The organism is Pseudomonas sp. B3G-3 (assembly GCF_028640915.1).
Taxonomy (GTDB): Bacteria; Pseudomonadota; Gammaproteobacteria; order Pseudomonadales; family Pseudomonadaceae; genus Aquipseudomonas; species Aquipseudomonas chlororaphis_I.
Window position 1 is genome coordinate 36,848 of sequence record NZ_JAQZAB010000090.1, and the last position, 16,816, is coordinate 53,663.

General features: G+C 62.8%; 18 protein-coding genes. 5 read left to right on the forward strand and 13 right to left on the reverse strand.

From position 1 onward, the window contains the following. The first annotated feature begins 44 nt into the window (after positions 1–44). From PVZ80_RS10520 to PVZ80_RS10535, 4 genes are all read left to right on the forward strand, one after another. A complete protein-coding gene (locus PVZ80_RS10520; RefSeq protein ID WP_009051028.1) occupies positions 45–650 on the forward strand; it encodes an LPS-assembly lipoprotein LptE in 606 nt (201 codons plus the stop codon). A 39-nt stretch (positions 651–689) separates the two neighbouring features. Continuing rightward, positions 690–1,727, forward strand: coding sequence for a DNA polymerase III subunit delta (gene holA / locus PVZ80_RS10525; RefSeq protein WP_273863872.1), 1,038 nt, complete (start codon positions 690–692; stop codon positions 1,725–1,727). 154 nt (positions 1,728–1,881) lie between these two features. After that, entirely contained in the window at positions 1,882–2,043 is a 162-nt protein-coding gene (arfA, locus tag PVZ80_RS10530) for an alternative ribosome rescue factor ArfA (protein ID WP_007927093.1), read from the forward strand. A gap of 61 nt (positions 2,044–2,104) precedes the next feature. Continuing rightward, on the forward strand, positions 2,105–3,427 hold the full coding sequence (locus PVZ80_RS10535) for a lytic murein transglycosylase (RefSeq protein ID WP_038575505.1): 1,323 nt from the start codon (positions 2,105–2,107) through the stop codon (positions 3,425–3,427). Between the two features lie 76 nt (positions 3,428–3,503). Here the strand turns inward: PVZ80_RS10535 and PVZ80_RS10540 are convergent, their stop codons facing one another. The 13 genes from PVZ80_RS10540 to PVZ80_RS10600 form a co-directional block, all read right to left on the reverse strand. Next, positions 3,504–4,451, reverse strand: coding sequence for a S66 peptidase family protein (locus tag PVZ80_RS10540; protein ID WP_273863873.1), 948 nt, complete (start codon positions 4,449–4,451; stop codon positions 3,504–3,506). Positions 4,452–4,618: 167 nt separating this feature from the next. Continuing rightward, entirely contained in the window at positions 4,619–5,641 is a 1,023-nt protein-coding gene (gene lipA, locus PVZ80_RS10545; RefSeq protein WP_007927101.1) for a lipoyl synthase, read from the reverse strand. A gap of 1 nt (position 5,642) precedes the next feature. Next, on the reverse strand, positions 5,643–6,290 hold the full coding sequence (lipB, locus tag PVZ80_RS10550; RefSeq protein ID WP_023969279.1) for a lipoyl(octanoyl) transferase LipB: 648 nt from the start codon (positions 6,288–6,290) through the stop codon (positions 5,643–5,645). Further along, positions 6,290–6,565, reverse strand: coding sequence for a DUF493 domain-containing protein (locus PVZ80_RS10555; RefSeq protein ID WP_008152827.1), 276 nt, complete (start codon positions 6,563–6,565; stop codon positions 6,290–6,292). Before PVZ80_RS10555 ends, lipB begins: the two co-directional genes overlap by 1 nt. Before the next feature lie 80 nt (positions 6,566–6,645). Further along, entirely contained in the window at positions 6,646–7,803 is a 1,158-nt protein-coding gene (locus PVZ80_RS10560; protein WP_009051033.1) for a D-alanyl-D-alanine carboxypeptidase family protein, read from the reverse strand. Positions 7,804–7,986: 183 nt separating this feature from the next. Further along, a complete protein-coding gene (locus tag PVZ80_RS10565; protein WP_028683489.1) occupies positions 7,987–8,988 on the reverse strand; it encodes a septal ring lytic transglycosylase RlpA family protein in 1,002 nt (333 codons plus the stop codon). Then, on the reverse strand, positions 8,988–10,001 hold the full coding sequence (gene mltB / locus PVZ80_RS10570) for a lytic murein transglycosylase B (protein ID WP_025807698.1): 1,014 nt from the start codon (positions 9,999–10,001) through the stop codon (positions 8,988–8,990). The genes PVZ80_RS10565 and mltB overlap by 1 nt, the downstream gene beginning before the upstream one ends. Positions 10,002–10,018: 17 nt before the next feature. Then, positions 10,019–11,122, reverse strand: coding sequence for a rod shape-determining protein RodA (gene rodA, locus PVZ80_RS10575; protein WP_041987538.1), 1,104 nt, complete (start codon positions 11,120–11,122; stop codon positions 10,019–10,021). 31 nt (positions 11,123–11,153) lie between these two features. Beyond that, positions 11,154–13,049, reverse strand: coding sequence for a penicillin-binding protein 2 (gene mrdA, locus PVZ80_RS10580; protein WP_009051037.1), 1,896 nt, complete (start codon positions 13,047–13,049; stop codon positions 11,154–11,156). A gap of 12 nt (positions 13,050–13,061) precedes the next feature. After that, positions 13,062–13,529, reverse strand: coding sequence for a 23S rRNA (pseudouridine(1915)-N(3))-methyltransferase RlmH (gene rlmH, locus PVZ80_RS10585; RefSeq protein WP_009051038.1), 468 nt, complete (start codon positions 13,527–13,529; stop codon positions 13,062–13,064). A gap of 9 nt (positions 13,530–13,538) precedes the next feature. Then, positions 13,539–13,961, reverse strand: a complete 423-nt coding sequence (gene rsfS, locus PVZ80_RS10590; protein WP_009051039.1) for a ribosome silencing factor — start codon at positions 13,959–13,961, stop codon at positions 13,539–13,541. A 60-nt stretch (positions 13,962–14,021) separates the two neighbouring features. Then, entirely contained in the window at positions 14,022–14,666 is a 645-nt protein-coding gene (gene nadD, locus PVZ80_RS10595) for a nicotinate-nucleotide adenylyltransferase (RefSeq protein WP_023969285.1), read from the reverse strand. Continuing rightward, positions 14,666–15,931 (reverse strand): glutamate-5-semialdehyde dehydrogenase, encoded by a 1,266-nt coding sequence (locus PVZ80_RS10600; protein ID WP_009051041.1) that lies wholly within the window; start codon positions 15,929–15,931, stop codon positions 14,666–14,668. The genes nadD and PVZ80_RS10600 overlap by 1 nt, the downstream gene beginning before the upstream one ends. A gap of 176 nt (positions 15,932–16,107) precedes the next feature. Between PVZ80_RS10600 and PVZ80_RS10605 the strand changes: the two genes are divergently transcribed. After that, the gene (locus PVZ80_RS10605; protein WP_009051042.1) at positions 16,108–16,794 is read left to right on the forward strand and encodes a DNA-3-methyladenine glycosylase; all 687 of its coding nucleotides are present in this window, start codon (positions 16,108–16,110) and stop codon (positions 16,792–16,794) included. Positions 16,795–16,816: the final 22 nt, after the last annotated feature.

Genomic DNA, 16,816 nt, shown 5'->3' on the forward strand with positions numbered 1-16,816 from the left:
AGGGCCGCCCTGTCGGCCCACATGGTTTCAAGGGGAGCAACAAGATGATCAAACGCAACCTCCTGGTGATCGGCCTGGCCGTACTGCTGAGCGCCTGCGGCTTTCAGCTGCGCGGTACCGGCACCACCGAACTGGCGATCAAGGAACTCGACCTGAGCGCCCGCAACGCTTACGGCGAAACCGTGACCCAACTGCGCCAGGTCCTGCAGAGCAGTGGCGTCAAGGTCTATGCCGGCGCGCCTTACAAGCTGGTGCTGACCCGCGAACAGGAATCCCAGCGCAGCCTCAGCTACGCCGGTGCCGGTCGTTCGGCCGAGTATGAAATGACCACCGTGCTGAACTACGAAATCCAGGGCCAGAACAACCTGTCCCTGCTCAGCGACAAACTGCAAGTGCAGAAGGTCTACATCCACGACGGCAACAACCTGGTGGGCTCCGACCAGGAGTCGCTGGAAGTGCGCAAGGAAATGCGTCGCGACCTGGTGCAGAACATGATGCTGCGCCTGCAACTGCTGACCCCGACCCAGCTGGATCAACTGCAGCAGACCGCGGATGCTCGTGCCAAGGCCGAGGCCGAGGCGCTGGAAGCCGCGCAGAAGGCTGAGGCGGAAACCCCGCAACAGTCGCCCATGCAGTTGCCGAACCAGTAAGTCTCGTGGGGCGCGCAAGCGCCCCGCTTGCCCTTCCTTATGAAACTCGCCCCCGCTCAACTCGGCAAACACCTGCAAGGCACGCTCGCACCGGTCTACGTCATCAGTGGCGATGATCCGTTGCTGTGCCAGGAAGCCGCCGATGCCATTCGCAGCGCCGCCCGCCAGCAGGGCTTCGATGAACGCCAGGTATTCAGCGCCGACGCCAATTTCGATTGGGGCACCCTGCTGCAAGCCGGTGCGAGCATGTCGCTGTTCGCCGAAAAACGCCTGCTGGAACTGCGCCTGCCTTCCGGCAAGCCCGGCGACAAAGGCGCAGCGGCCTTCATCGAATACTGTTCACGGCCGGCCGAAGACACCCTGCTGCTGATCAGCCTGCCCAAGCTCGATGGCAGCGCGCAAAAGACCAAGTGGGGCAAGGCCCTGATCGATGGCGAGCAGACCCAGTTCATCCAGATCTGGCCGGTGGATGCCAGCCAGTTGCCGCAGTGGATTCGCCAACGCCTGTCCCAGGCCGGGCTTTCCGCCAGCCAGGACGCCGTGGAACTCATCGCGGCCAGGGTAGAAGGCAACCTGCTGGCCGCGGCCCAGGAAATCGAAAAGCTCAAGCTGATGGCCGAGGGCGGCCAGATCACGGTGGAAACCGTGCAAGCGGCAGTCGCCGACAGTGCGCGCTTCGACGTTTTCGGGCTGGTGGACGCGATCCTCAACGGTGAGGCCGCGCATGCCCTGCGCATGCTCGAAGGCCTGCGCGGCGAAGGTGTCGAGCCTCCGGTGATTCTCTGGGCACTGTCCCGGGAACTGCGGTCGCTGGCCAATATGTCGCTGCAGTACAGCCATGGCACTCCGCTGGATAAAGTGTTCAGCCAGGCCCGCCCGCCCGTCTGGGACAAACGCAAGCCGCTGATGAGCAAGGCCCTGCAGCGCTATTCCGCGCCACGCTGGGCGCAATTGCTGCTCGATGCCCAGCGCATCGATGCGCAGATCAAGGGGCAGGCTGCTGGCTCGCCCTGGAGCAGCCTGAGCCGCCTGTCGCTGCTGATGGCCGGACAACGCTTGCCTCTCCCCGCCGAATAAACCCAACGCCCCGCCGAACGAGCAAGCCCATTCCTACAGGGAATGGGGGAATCCGTGATGTTTGCTGAAAAACCCTACACATCGAAGGGCTGGACAGCAGGACAAAGCTGGCCGATCATCTGCCGCGCAAACCCACCTCAAGCGAGAACCCAAAATGAGCAAGCCATCCAAGCATGGCCCCAACAAGGCCAAATCCATCATCGCCCAGCCCCTGTTCCGCAGTCGTCAGGAACGACCCGCCAAGGGCAAAGGCAGCTACCGCCGCGAAGCCTTCCAGTCTAAAAGCTGGGAGGCTTCTTACTTTCTGGCTGCCTAAAGCAGAGAACCCCGCCGGCGTGATAAGGTCTGTATCTGATTCGTATTCTCTGGACCTGTGCATGCCCTTCTGTCTTTCCCGTCGTTGGCACCTGCGCCAACTGATCGCTGCCTCCAGCCTTGCCCTGCTCGTCGCCTGCGCGGAAAAACCCACCGCCGCCGATGCCCAGCCACTCCAAAGCATTCAAGCCGCCCCTCTCGCCGCGCCTGCAACCGTCGCTCCGCTGGCCGTCGACAACCTGGACATCCAGCCAACCCAGACCTTTGCCCAATGGCAGGCAGGTTTCCGTGTCGAAGCCCTGAACGCGGGGATCCGCGCCGATCTTTTCGACCGGGCGTTCGCCGGTATCACCCCGGACATGGGCGTGATCAAGGCCGACCGCAGCCAGCCGGAATTCACCCGGCCGGTGTGGGAGTACCTCGACGGCGCTCTGTCGCCGCTGCGTGTGCGCAAAGGCCAGGCGCTGATCAATCAGTACGCCGACATCCTGCAGCAGATCGAACAGCGTTATGGCGTCGATCGCCAGGCGCTGGTGGCGGTCTGGGGCATGGAAAGCAATTTCGGTGAGTTCCAGGGCAACAAATCGGTCATCCGCTCCCTCGCGACCCTGGCCTACGAAGGCCGTCGCCCGGCGTTCGCCAACAGCCAGCTGCTGGCCGCCCTGCAGATCCTCCAGCACGGCGATATTCAACCCGAGAAGATGCTCGGCTCCTGGGCCGGCGCGATGGGGCAGACCCAGTTCATCCCGACCACCTACAACACCCACGCCGTGGACTTCGACGGCGATGGCCGTCGCGATATCTGGAACAGCCCGGCCGACGCCCTGGCCTCTACGGCGCATTATCTGCAAAGCTCCGGCTGGCAGAAAGGCCAGCCATGGGGTTTCGAAGTGGAGTTGGCGAGCGGCTTCGACTATGCGCTGGCAGACGGTGCGATCCGTAAACCGGTGGCCGAGTGGCTTCGCCTGGGCATGAAGCTGCCCAACGGCGCCAGCGTTCCGCCAGGCTCCGAGCAGCTTTCGGCGGCCTTGCTACTGCCAGCGGGTTATCGCGGGCCGGCGTTCCTGATCCTCGACAACTTCCGCGCCGTTCTGAAGTACAACAACTCCTCGTCCTATGCCCTGGCGGTGAACCTGTTGTCGCAACGCTTCAACGGTTCAGGCTTGATCAACGGCGTCTGGCCGAAAGACGACATGCCCCTCAGCCGCTCCGAGCGCATCGAGTTGCAGAGCCTGCTCAGCGCCAACAATTACGATGCCGGCAACCCGGACGGCATTATCGGCGCCAATACCCGCAAGGCGATTCGCAGCGCGCAGCAATCGCTGGGCTGGCCTGCCGATGGCTACCCGACCCACAAGCTACTGGAGAGCCTGCGCTCGCGCTGAGCCGGCCTGCGCGCCAATCATCAGGGTAATCGTCTTGGACACGCTCGCTCCCACAAGGGGAGCGGGCACGGGCTGATCAGCCGAACACCACGTCCTGTTCCAGGATCAACTGCTTCTCCCCCGCATCCAGCCTGACCATCGCTCCCAACGGCAGGGTCAGGTTCGGATCGCAGTGACCACTGCGCCATCCAGCCAGCACAGGAATGCGCAGGGGTTCGAAGGTCTGCTTGAGCAGCCCGGCAAGCGCCTGGGGCTCCACGCCCGCCACATCTCCCACCAGCACACCACGAAGCCTGTCGAGCGTGCCGGCCAGGCGCAGGTGCGTCAGCAGACGGTCGATCCGGTACAGCGGCTCGTTGATGTCTTCGATGAACAGAATGATGCCGTCAGCATTGATCTCATACGGCGTGCCCATGGTCGCGGCGATCAACGACAGATTGCCCCCCAGCAACTGGCCGCAGGCGATGCCAGGTTCGATGGTGGTCAAGGGATAAGCCGCCGGATGCGCCAGCAGGCTGCCAGCCTTCAGTTGCCCCCTGAGCAGGCTGAACAGCGAGGACTCGGTCGGTGGCTGCTTGTCGCCCAGCAGGTCGGCATTGAGCATCGGCCCGTGAAAGGTCACGAAACCGGCATGACGATTGATGGCTAGGTGCAGCGCGGTGATGTCGCTGTAGCCGACAAACGGCTTGGCGTGGCGGCGCAACAGGTCGTAATCGATCCGGTCGAGCAAGCGTGGGCTGCCGTAGCCCCCCCGCAGGCACAGGATCACATCGACATCGTCATCGGCGAAAGCGGCGTGCAGGTCGTTCAGGCGGATCTCGTCGCTACCGGCCAGATAGCCGTCCTTCTGCTGGACTCCGGGGTAGATCCGCAGCGAATAACCTCGAGCGCGCATCCAGCGGGCGGCTTGCTCGGTATCCAGGGCTGCAGGCCCGGCGGGTGCAATCAAGCCGATCAGCCCTTGCGAAGGCAGCGCCGGCACCGGCCGTTGCGCACAAAGGACGTCAGTCGGTTGGAGGGTCATCCAATGGTTCTCCCTGTGTGGATTCTCTAGTGCACAGTAGCCATGAAAGCGGGCAAACAGAAGTGCCGAAACGCCACGGCGCTTGCAGGAAAAGTCTATGAAGGGAGGGAGGCGCGGGCGTAACGGAAGATGACGCCCGCAAGGAAAGACCTTGCGGGCGCATTACATCAGGAGACCAGGCCTTCTTTGGCCAGCTTCGCCTGCTCGTCGGCGTGGTAGGAGGAACGTACCAGCGGGCCCGAGGCGACGTTCTTGAAGCCCATCTTGTAACCTTCCTCGGCGAACCAGGCGAAGGTGTCCGGGTGCACGAAACGCTGCACCGGCAAGTGGCTGCGGGACGGTTGCAGGTACTGGCCGAGGGTCAGCATGTCGATGTCGTGCTCGCGCATGCGCTTCATGACTTCGATGACTTCGTCGTCGGTCTCGCCCAGGCCCAACATCAGGCCGGACTTGGTCGGTACGTGCGGCACCAGTTGCTTGAACTTCTGCAGCAGGGTCAGCGACCACTGGTAGTCCGAACCCGGACGCGCGGCCTTGTACAGGCGCGGCACGGTTTCCAGGTTGTGGTTGAACACATCCGGCGGCTCGGCGGCGGTGATTTCCAGCGCAACGTCCATGCGGCCACGGTAGTCCGGGACCAGGGTTTCCAGCTGCACGTTCGGCGACAGCTTGCGGATTTCGCGGATGCAGTCGGCAAAGTGCTGGGCACCACCGTCGCGCAGGTCGTCGCGGTCGACCGAAGTGATCACCACATACTTCAGGCGCAGGTCGGCGATAGCCACCGCCAGGTTCATCGGCTCATCGACGTCCAAAGGCTTCGGACGGCCGTGACCGACGTCGCAGAACGGGCAGCGACGGGTGCAGATGTCGCCCATGATCATGAAAGTCGCGGTACCGCCGGAGAAGCACTCACCCAGGTTCGGGCAGGAGGCTTCTTCGCAGACGCTGTGCAATTTGTGCTTGCGCAGCAATTGCTTGATCCGATCGACTTCCGGGGACACCGGAATTCGCACGCGAATCCAGTCCGGTTTCTTCGGCAGTTCGGTGGTCGGGATGATCTTCACCGGGATACGTGCGACTTTCTCGGCACCGCGCAATTTAACGCCGGTTTCAACTTTCGCACGGGCCGGGCGCTCGGAAACATCCAGCGTCGGGATCAGGGTTTGCACAGCGTCTTGCGCAGTAGTCATATCAGTCGATTCCGCCCGTTAGGGTCGTCTGCTCAGCATAGTCGAGGTGTTTGACGAGCTGCGCACGCAGCCGGGCACTTACCTCGGCAAATTCAATCGGTCCTGTGTGGTCGCTCAGCTGGGTCATTGCCAGCCCGGCATAGCCACAGGGGTTAATCCGTCGAAACGGCTGCAGATCCATGTCCACGTTCAAGGCCAGGCCATGAAAGGAACAACCATGGCGGATCCGCAGGCCCAGGGAGGCGATTTTCGCGCCATCGACGTAAACGCCGGGGGCATCCGGCTTGGCCGCCGCAGCCACGCCGTAGCCGGCCAGCAGCTCGACCAGGCACTGCTCCATCCGGCTGACCAGGTCTCGCACGCCAAAACCCAAACGGCGCACGTCCAGCAGCAGATAAGCCACCAGTTGGCCAGGACCGTGATAGGTCACCTGGCCACCCCGGTCGACCTGCACTACCGGGATATCCCCGGGAAGCAACAGGTGTTCGGCCTTGCCCGCCTGGCCCTGGGTAAAGACCGGTGGATGTTGCACCAGCCAGACTTCATCGGGAGCGTCGGTGCCGCGTTCGTTGGTAAAGCGTTGCATGGCCTGCCAGACCGGCTCGTAGGCCATCTGGCCGAGCTCGCGAAAGCCCAGCGTTTGTGGCATCACAGCACCATGTGCACGAAACCGGTGGCCCGCAACTCGCTGTTGATGTCGTACAGCTGTTCTTGACCGGTGGCGATGATGTGCAGCTGGATGGTCGTGTACTTGCCGTTGGTGCTCTGGCGCTCGGCCAGGGTCTTGTGGTCAACGGTCGCGTGTTTTTCAAGGATCGCGATGATCTTGTCCTTGAAACCCACGCCGGTGTCGCCGATCACCTTAATCGGGTAATCCGCGCAGGGGAATTCGATCTTTGGCGCCTTTACTTCGGTGTCTGTCATGGCGTAACGGCCTCGTAAGCCGTGGCGACGGACGCGGCCCCCGCTCTACTTCAGAGCGAGGGCCACGCGGGTCGACAATATCAGTTGAACAAGCCGTAGAAGAATAGGCGGATGCTATCCCACATGCGGCGGAAGATACCACCTTCGTCGACCGCGTCCAGAGCGATCAGGTCGGCACTGTGCACCACCTTGTCGTCCAGTTTCACTTCGACTTTACCGATCACGTCGCCCTTGGCGATAGGCGCGATCAATTGTGGATTCATGGTCATGCTGGCCGCGAGCTTCTTCAGCTGGCCTTTTGGCATGGTCATGCTCAGGTCCTGGGCCAGACCGGCCTTGACCTGGGAGGCAGTGCCTTTCCAGACAGGCGCCTGAGCCAGCTCGGTGCCCTTCTGGTAGAAGGTCTGGGTTTCGAAGAAGCGGAAACCATAGGTCAGCAGCTTCTGGGTTTCGGCTGCACGAGCCTGCTCGCTGTTGGTACCGAACACCACGGCGATCAGGCGCATGCCGTCACGCACGGCCGAGGACACCATGCAGTAGCCGGCTTCGTCGGTGTGGCCGGTTTTCAGGCCATCGACGGTCTTGTCACGCCACAGCAACAGGTTGCGGTTAGGTTGCTTGATGCCGTTCCAGAAGAACTCTTTCTGCGAGTAGATCGCGTAGTGAGCCGGGTCTTCGTGAATGATGGCGCGAGCCAGGACCGCCATGTCGTGCGCCGACGAGTAGTGCTCGGGGTTCGGCAGGCCGGTCGGGTTCATGAAGTGGCTATTGGTCATGCCCAGGTCGCCGGCGGTCTTGTTCATCATGTCGGCAAAGGCGTCTTCGCTGCCGGCGATGTGCTCGGCAACCGCGACGCTGGCGTCGTTACCCGACTGAATGATGATACCGTGCAGCAGGTCGCTGACAGTGACCTGCGAACCGACCTTGATGAACATCCGCGAACCGCCGGTACGCCAGGCGTTCTCGCTGACGGTCACCGGGTCGTTCTCACCGATCTGGCCGCGACGGATTTCCAGGGTCGCGATGTAGGCCGTCATCAGCTTGGTCAGGCTGGCTGGCGGCAGACGCTGGTCACCGTTGTTCTCCACCAGCACGTTACCGCTGCTGGCCTCCATGAGCACATAGGACTTGGCGGCCAGCTGCGGTGGCGACGGCATCACTTCTACCGCCCAGGCGGCAGGCGTGATGATCAGCGGGACAAGCAGACACAGGCGTTTGGCAAAGGTGGTGATGTTCATCCGTCTCTCGAAATTGCTAATGGAAACTTGTCCTCGCGGACAAAACTATTCAGACAGCCTTCGAAAGGGCTGTCGCGTGTTCAGTTGTTCACTCACGACCCTTGCCGGGCTTTTGTTGTACGACGAGCCAACAACCTGGGTTCCCCCCCAAATACCGCGGGTGAACCATGAATCAGAATCCGATTACTCGGCGGTTACCAGGCTCGGCTGCCCCAGATTGGCCAGCCGGACACTGTTCTGCACTTGCTGGATCTCACCCTGCGAGCCGATCGGCCCCAGGCGTACCCGGTGCAGGGTCTGTTGATTGCGCACGATCGAGCTGATGAACACCGGAGCGCTCACCATCCCGCTCAGCTTCGAGCGCAGGAGCTCGGCAGCGTCCGGGTTGGCGAAGGCGCCCACCTGCAGATACTGGCCAGAGGCTTGCGCAGAAGCGTTTTTTTTTGCATCCAGCTGCACCGGCACGACGGCCGCGGCGTGCTGCTGCGCAGGTGGAGTCCATTGTTCGACGGTCCCCGTGGACGCCGTCATCACTGGCGCGGCTTTCGGCTCGTTGAGCATCAAGGGCGCCGGCCGGCCGCGCTGGGCCCACCATTCCTGCGGGTCGATGCCCTCGACCTTGACCCGGGCAGTGCCGATCTCGGCATAACCGAGCTTCTTGGCCGCGGCATAGGACAAATCGATGATCCGGTCCGAATAGAACGGCCCACGGTCGTTGACCCGCAGGATCACGCTCTTGTGGTTGTCCAGGTTGGTCACTCGGACATAACTCGGCAAGGGCAGGGTCTTGTGCGCGGCACTCATGCCGTACAGGTCATACACCTCGCCATTGGCGGTGTTCTGCCCGTGGAACTTGGTGCCGTACCAGGAAGCCGTGCCCGAAGCGACATAACGCTTGGATTCGGCCATCGGGAAATAGGTCTTGCCCAGCACCGTATAAGGGTTGGCCTTGTACGGGCCGGTGTGCAGGGTCGGCGTGGCGTCAGGGATACGCGATACATCGACGTCCCACCAGGGCGCGCCGTCTTTGTGGGCGCGGTTGATGTCCAGGACCGGTTTCGAACGTGCGGCCGTCGCCGGGCCTTTCTGTTTCGGCGCCTGGGTTGACGAACAACTGACCACCAGCAAGGACAACGCGGCAAGAGCCACCAGCTTCAGGGGTTTGCGGATTGGCGATGCCAGCATTACTTGACGCCCCGTGCTTGGACCAGCTGTTCAGAGAGCTGATGTACGGCCATGGCGTACATCACGCTGCGGTTATAACGCGTGATCGCGTAGAAATTCTTCAGGCCCATCCAGTATTCGGGGCCATTGTCACCTTCCAGGCGAAAAGCCGTGACCGGCATATCATCGCGCAGCGCATCATGACTCGACCAGCCCAGCGCCCGCAACTCCCCAACGGTTTTCGTCGGTTCGATACCGGTGGTCAGACCCTCGTCGACCTGATCGCCACGCACTTCGGCCCGGCTGACCACCGGCTGCCCGGCCTCCCAGCCGTGACGCTTGAAATAGCTGGCAACACTGCCGATGGCATCGTCCGGATTGGTCCAGATATTGATGTGGCCGTCGCCGTCGAAGTCCACAGCATAGGCGCGAAAACTGCTTGGCATGAACTGCGGCAAGCCCATGGCGCCGGCGTAGGAGCCTTTGAGGGTCAGTGGATCGACCTGTTCCTCGCGCGCCAGCAGCAGGAATTCGCGCAATTCCTTGCGGAAGAACTCGGCACGTGGCGGGTAATCGAAGCCCAGGGTCGACAGCGCATCGATCACCCGATAGTTACCGGTGTTGCGCCCGAAGAAGGTTTCAACGCCGATGATCGACACGATCACCTGGGCCGGCACCCCGTATTCCTGCTCGGCACGGGCCAGTACCGCCTCGTGCTGGCGCCAGAAGTCCACACCGCGGGCGATACGCGCGTCGGTAATGAACATCGGCCGGTATTCTTTCCACTGCTTGACCCGCTCGGCGGGCCGGGAAATGGCATCGAGGATCGACTGCTTGCGCTCGGCCTCGCGAAACACCCCCATCAGCTGTTCGCCCGCGAAGCCATAGTCGCGAGTCATTTCGCCCACGAACTCGGCCACTTGGGGCGAACCTTCGTATTCGCCGCCGGCCAGCGCTTCCTGCGCTGCACCAAGGATGCCTACCAGACCGACCCACGGCGCATACCGAGCGGTCCAGCCACGCATTGCTTGCATTGAATTCTTCACCTTATTCAAACCTGCGCGATCCACTTGCGATGGGTATGGATCGACATCAAAACCCCAAACGCTGACAGCAGCGTCACCAGCGAAGTTCCTCCGTAGCTAATGAACGGCAACGGCACCCCCACGACCGGCAACAGGCCACTGACCATACCGATGTTGACGAAAACGTAAACAAAAAACGTCATGGTCAGGGCGCCAGCAAGCAATTTGCCGAACAGCGTCTGCGCCTGGGCGGTGATTACCAGCCCACGACCGATCAGCAGCAGATAGATCAGCAGCAGGGCGCAAATGCCCACTAGGCCGAACTCTTCGCCCATGACCGCGATAATAAAGTCGGTGTGGCTCTCGGGCAAAAAGTCCAGGTGGGACTGAGTGCCCAGCAACCAGCCCTTGCCGAAGACGCCACCGGAACCGATGGCCGCCTTGGACTGAATGATGTTCCAGCCGGTGCCCAGCGGATCGCTTTCCGGATCGAGGAAGGTCAGGATCCGCTGCTTCTGGTAGTCGTGCATGATGAAGAACCACATGGCGATCGCCACCGGCACCGCGGCAGCCAGCACGCTGAGGATCCAGCGCCAGCGCAGGCCGCCCATGAACAGCACGAAGGCGCCACCGGCAAGGATCAGCAGCGAGGTGCCGAGGTCCGGCTGGCGCACGATCAGAATGAACGGGATTCCGATCAGGATCAGGCTGATGCCCACATGCTTGAGCTGCGGCGGCAAGCTGCGCTTGGCCAGGTACCAGGCGATGGTCGCCGGCATGATGATCTTCATGAACTCCGAGGGCTGGAAGCGGATCACCCCGGGAATGTTGATCCAGCGGGTGGCGCCCATGGCGTTGTGTCCCATGACATCCACCACCACCAGCAGCACCACGCCGAACACATAGGCCAGTGGCACCCAGCGCGCCATGAACCGGGGCTCGAGCTGGGCGATGATGATCATCGACACCAGGCCGATGCCGAATGACGTCGCCTGCTTGCCCAGCAAGTCCCAGCTCTTGCCGCTCGCCGAATACAGGACGAACAGGCTGCCGGCCGCCAGGGTCAGCAGCAGGATCAGCAATGGGCCGTCAATGTGCATGCGCTGCAACAGCGTCGCACGGCGACGCATCACATCCTCGCTGGACAGGATGCGATCGAAATTACTCTTCACGGGCCGTAGCCTCCGCACTGATAGGGCCGGCAAACTCAGGCTTGAGCAGGCCATCCGGGCCGAGGAGCCAGGCGTCCATCACCTGGCGCACCACCGGGGCCGCCACGCCGGAGCCGGACTCGCCGTTCTCGACCATGACCGAGACCACGATTTTCGGGTTTTCCGCCGGCGCGAAGCCGACGAACAGGGCGTGGTCGCGATGGCGCTCCTGGACCTTGGAGCGGTCGTACTTCTCGCCCTGCTTGATCGCGACCACCTGGGCCGTACCACTCTTGCCGGCGATCCGGTATTGCGAACCGATGGCCGCCTTGCGCGCCGTACCACGGGCACCGTGCATCACCTGCTGCATGCCGTGGTTGACCTTCGTCCAGTCCGACGGATCGCGCAGGACAATGTCCGGCATCGGGTTTTCATCCACCGGCTTTTCGCCCTCGATGGTCCTGGCCAGGTGCGGACGGTTCCATTTGCCCTTGTTCGCCACCAGCGCCGTGGCCTGGGCCAACTGCAACGGGGTGGACTGCATGTAGCCCTGGCCGATCCCGAGAATCAGCGTCTCACCCGGGAACCAGGCCTGGCGGCGGGTGGCGCGCTTCCATTCCCGCGACGGCATCAGGCCCGGCGATTCCTCGAACATGTCCAGCGAGACCTTCTGGCCGATACCGAACTTGTTCATGTAGGCCGACAACCGATCGATCCCCAGCTTGTGGGCCAGGTCATAAAAGTAGGTGTCGTTGGACCGCATGATCGCGGTGTCGAGGTCGACGTAACCGTCACCGCTGCGGTTCCAGTTACGGTACTTGTGGTCGTAGTTGGGCAGTTGGTAGTAGCCCGGGTCATAGACCCGCGTGGAGGCCGTCACCACTCCGGAATCGAGGCCGGCGATCGCCACCGCCGGCTTGATGGTCGAACCCGGCGGGTACAGGCCGCGCAGCACCCGGTTGAACAGCGGACGGTCGATGGAGTCGCGCAGCTCGGCATAGGCCTTGAAGCTGATGCCGGTCACGAACAGGTTCGGGTCGAAGCTCGGCTGGCTGACCATGGCCAGCACTTCCCCGGTGTTCGGGTCCAGCGCTACCACCGCGCCACGCCGCCCGCCCAAGGCAGCCTCGGCGGCTTCCTGCAGCTTGATGTCCAGGCTCAGGACAATGTCCTTGCCGGGAATCGGGTCGGTCCGCTTGAGCACCCGCAACACACGACCGCGAGCGTTGGTCTCGACCTCTTCATACCCCACCTGGCCGTGCAGCTCGGGCTCGTAGAAGCGCTCGATGCCGGTCTTGCCGATGTGGTGGGTGCCGCTGTAGTTCACCGGGTCCAGGGTCTTCAGCTCTTTCTCGTTGATCCGCCCCATGTAGCCCACCGAGTGCGCGAAGTGCGCGCCCTGGGGGTAATGGCGGACCAGCTGCGCCACCACTTCCACCCCGGGCAGGCGGAACTGGTTGACCGCGATCCGGGCGATCTGCTCTTCGTTGAGCTCGAACAGGATCGGCACCGGCTCGAACGGCCGGCGTCCCTGCTTCATGCGTTTCTCGAACAGCACCCGGTCTTCCGGCGTCAGCTCCAGCACTTCGACAATGACGTCGAGCACCTGGCGCCAATCGCCGGAACGCTCGCGGGTCATGCTCAGGCTGAAGCTCGGCCGGTTATCGGCCACTACTACGCCATTACGGTCGAAGATCAGGCCGCGGGTCGGTGGAATCGGCTGAACGTGGACCCGGTTGTTTTCCGACAGGGTCGAGTGATAGTCGTACTGGATCACCTGCAGGTAATACAGGCGCGCGATCAGCACCCCGATCAGGCAGACCACGGCAATAGCCCCGAACACGACCCGGCCACGCACCAGACGGGCGTCTTTTTCGTGGTCCTTGATACGGATCGGCTGGGACATTAGGGGCGCGGGCTATTTGTGATAAGGGTGCCCGGACAGGACTGTCCAGGCGCGATACAGCTGTTCACCGATCAGGATCCGTACCAGCGGGTGCGGCAAGGTCAAAGGCGACAGCGACCAGCGCTGGTCCGCCCGCGCGCAGACTTCCGGCGCCAGCCCCTCGGGGCCGCCGACCATGAAGTTCACGGTGCGCGAGTCGAGGCGCCAGCGATCCAGTTCCACCGCCAGCTGCTCGGTGCTCCAGGGCTTGCCGTGGACCTCGAGGGTGACGATCCGCTCGTTCTGGCCGACCTTGGCCAGCATGGCTTCGCCTTCCTGACGGATGAAACGGGCCACATCGGCGTTCTTGCCACGGGTATTGAGCGGTATTTCCACCAGTTCCAGCGCCAGTTCGGATGGCAGACGCTTGGCATACTCGTGCCAACCCTCTTCCACCCACTTGGGCATGCGTGAACCGACAGCGATCAGACGCAGGCGCACAGCCGTCCCTTATTGCTGGTCTTTGTTGAGCTTGGTGAAGTGCTCATGGGTGTGTTCCGGGCTGTGGTGCTTGCCATCAGCCGCACGGCTCTGCTCGGCGCCCTGCCACAGGCGTTCCAGGTCGTAGAACTGGCGTGCGGAGGCGGTCATCATGTGCACGATCACGTCGTCCAGGTCCAGCAGCACCCAGTCGCTGTCGCCCTTGCCTTCTTCACCCAGCGGCTTGACGCCCTGGGCCTTGACCATCTCGCGGACCTTTTCCAGCATCGCGCCGATCTGGCGATTGGAAGTACCGGTGGCGATGATCATGTAGTCGGTGATGCTCTGCTTGTCGCGAACATCGATCACCAGGACGTCCTGGGCCTTGACGTCTTCCAGCGCGGCGACTGCCACCTTGACCAGATCTTCGCCTTTCATTACTTGGTTAGTCATATAAAACTCGTTCAGCTCGTATGTTTGGCGCGTTGCACGGCATCGGCCGGCAGCGCGCCTTCAGTTCGGCCCACGGTAAAGACCGTGTGCATCGATATAGGCCAGGACCGCATCAGGCACCAGGAAACGTACCGACTTACCGCTGGCCAGCAGTTGACGGATCTGGGTGGCGGACACCGCGAGCGGTGTCTGCCAGACGAATGCAATGTGTCCTCCAGGCCCTTGCAGGGCCAGGGGATCGCTCACCGAGCGCGCCGCCAGCAGGTTGCGCAACGCATCCGGCGGCTCGCTATCGGCATCCGGGCGTTGCAGCACCAGGATGTGGCAATGCTGGAGCAACTCTTCCCAGCGATGCCAGGTAGGCAGGCCGCAAAAAGCGTCCCAGCCCAGCAACAGGAACAACTGGTCATCCGCGGCCATCTCGGCCCGCATCTGTTCCAGGGTGTCTATGGTGTAGGACGGTTTGTCCCGTTTCAGCTCACGGTCGTCCACCACCAGGGGTGAAACGCCCGCCACCGCGCACTCGACCATCGCCAGACGGTCCAGGGCCGACACCTGCGGCGTATCGCGATGCGGCGGCCGCGCGCTGGGCGTCAGCCGCAGCTCATCGAGCCCCAGCGCATCGGCCACCTCCAGCGCGCTGCGCAGGTGACCGATGTGCACGGGGTCGAAGGTACCGCCCAGCAGACCGATACGTTTGCTCATCAAGTGCGCACATGGCCGTCGCCGAAGACGACATATTTCTCGCTGGTCAGCCCTTCCAGGCCGACCGGACCACGGGCGTGCAGCTTGTCAGTGGAAATACCGATCTCCGCGCCCAGGCCATATTCGAAACCGTCGGCAAACCGGGTCGAGGCATTGACCATCACCGAGCTGGAATCCACCTCGTTGAGGAAACGCCGGGCGTCGGTGAAGTTCTCGGTGACGATGGCGTCGGTGTGCTGCGAACCGTAGGTGTTGATGTGTTCGATGGCCGCGTCCAGGCTGTCGACCACCAGGATCGACAGGATTGGCGCGGTGTATTCGGTGCGCCAGTCTTCTTCGGTGGCCTCGATCACATCGTCGCCCAGCAAGGCACGGGTACGCGGGCAACCGCGCAGCTCGACCTTCTTGTCGCGATAGATCGCCGCCAGCGGCGGCAATACGCGCTCGGCAATACCGGCGTGGACCAGCAGGGTCTCCATGGTGTTGCAGGGCGCGTAACGCTGGGTCTTGGCGTTATCGGCGATGCGAATCGCCTTGTCCAGGTCGGCCGCCACGTCGATGAACACATGGCAGACGCCGTCCAGGTGCTTGATCACCGGCACCTTGGCGTCGCGGCTGACCCGCTCGATCAGGCTCTTGCCGCCACGCGGCACGATCACGTCGACGAACTCGGGCATGGTGATCAGCGCGCCAACGGCCGCGCGATCGGTGGTTTCCACCACCTGCACCACTTGCGCCGGCAGGCCGGCCACCGCCAGCCCTTGCTGGATACAGGTGGCAATGGCGCGGTTGGAATTGATCGCCTCGGAGCCGCCACGCAGGATGGTCGCGTTGCCGGACTTCAGGCACAGGCTGGCAGCATCGATGGTCACGTTGGGACGCGACTCGTAGATGATGCCGATCACGCCCAGGGGCACGCGCATCTTGCCGACCTGGATGCCCGAAGGCAGGTAGCGCATATCGCGGATTTCACCGATGGGGTCAGGCAGCTTGGCCACCTGACGCAGGCCTTCGATCATTTCGTCGATACGCACCGGGGTCAGCGCCAGACGATCGAGCAATGCCGGTTCCAGACCATTGGCCCGGCCGTTGGCCAGGTCCTGCTCATTGGCCGCGCTCAGCTCGGGGCGAGCAGCGTCCAATGCATCGGCAGCCGCCAGCAATGCGCGGTTTTTCTGCGCAGTGGTGGCACGGGCGATTACCCGCGAGGCTTCGCGGGCAGCGCGACCCAAACGGGTCATGTAGTCAAGAACGGACTCAGTCATGGTCTGCTGTGGTCTTGGCAAAGAGGAAAGCGGCTGATTATAGCTGTCGCGCCGGTCCACGGACAGCGGTCACGGGCGGATGGTCGAAATGGACGGCAAATACCTCTCGTTCAGCCTGAATTAAGCCTGGAATTGATATTATTCCGACCCAATTCCCGTCATCGCTCCTGGCCACCATGTCCATTCTGTCCACTCCGACGCTGCCCAAGGCCCTGCCCGACAGCTTTTTCGATCGAGACGCCCAGGTCCTGGCCCGTGAACTGCTCGGTAAAATCATCCGCCATCGGGTCGGCGACCTGTGGCTGTCGGCGCGCATTATCGAAACAGAAGCCTATTACTGCGAGGAAAAAGGCAGCCATGCCTCCCTCGGCTACACAGAAAAGCGTAAGGCTTTGTTTCTGGACGGTGGCCACATCTATATGTACTACGCCCGCGGCGGCGACTCGCTGAACTTCAGCGCCCAGGGGCCGGGCAACGCGGTGCTGATCAAGTCGGCCTACCCCTGGGTCGACGAAATCTCGGGCCCCGCCAGCCTGGCGCAGATGCTCCTGAACAATCCCGACGCCAGCGGCCGGCCGCGCCCCTCGCAGAAGCTCTGCGCCGGCCAGACCCTGCTGTGCAAGGCACTGGGCCTGAAAGTTCCGGTGTGGGATGCCAAGCGCTTCGACCATGAGGTGCTGTTCGTCGAGGATGTCGGTACGCCCGTCGCCAGCGTCATCCAGACCACCCGCCTGGGCATCCCTCACGGCCGCGATGAGCACTTGATGTACCGCTTTGTCGACGCTGCCTACGCCCCCTACTGCACCCGGAACCCGCTACGTCGCGGGCAGGTCGAAGGTCGCGACTATTTGCTGCTCGATTGATCCCTTTCGCAGGAACCGGCGT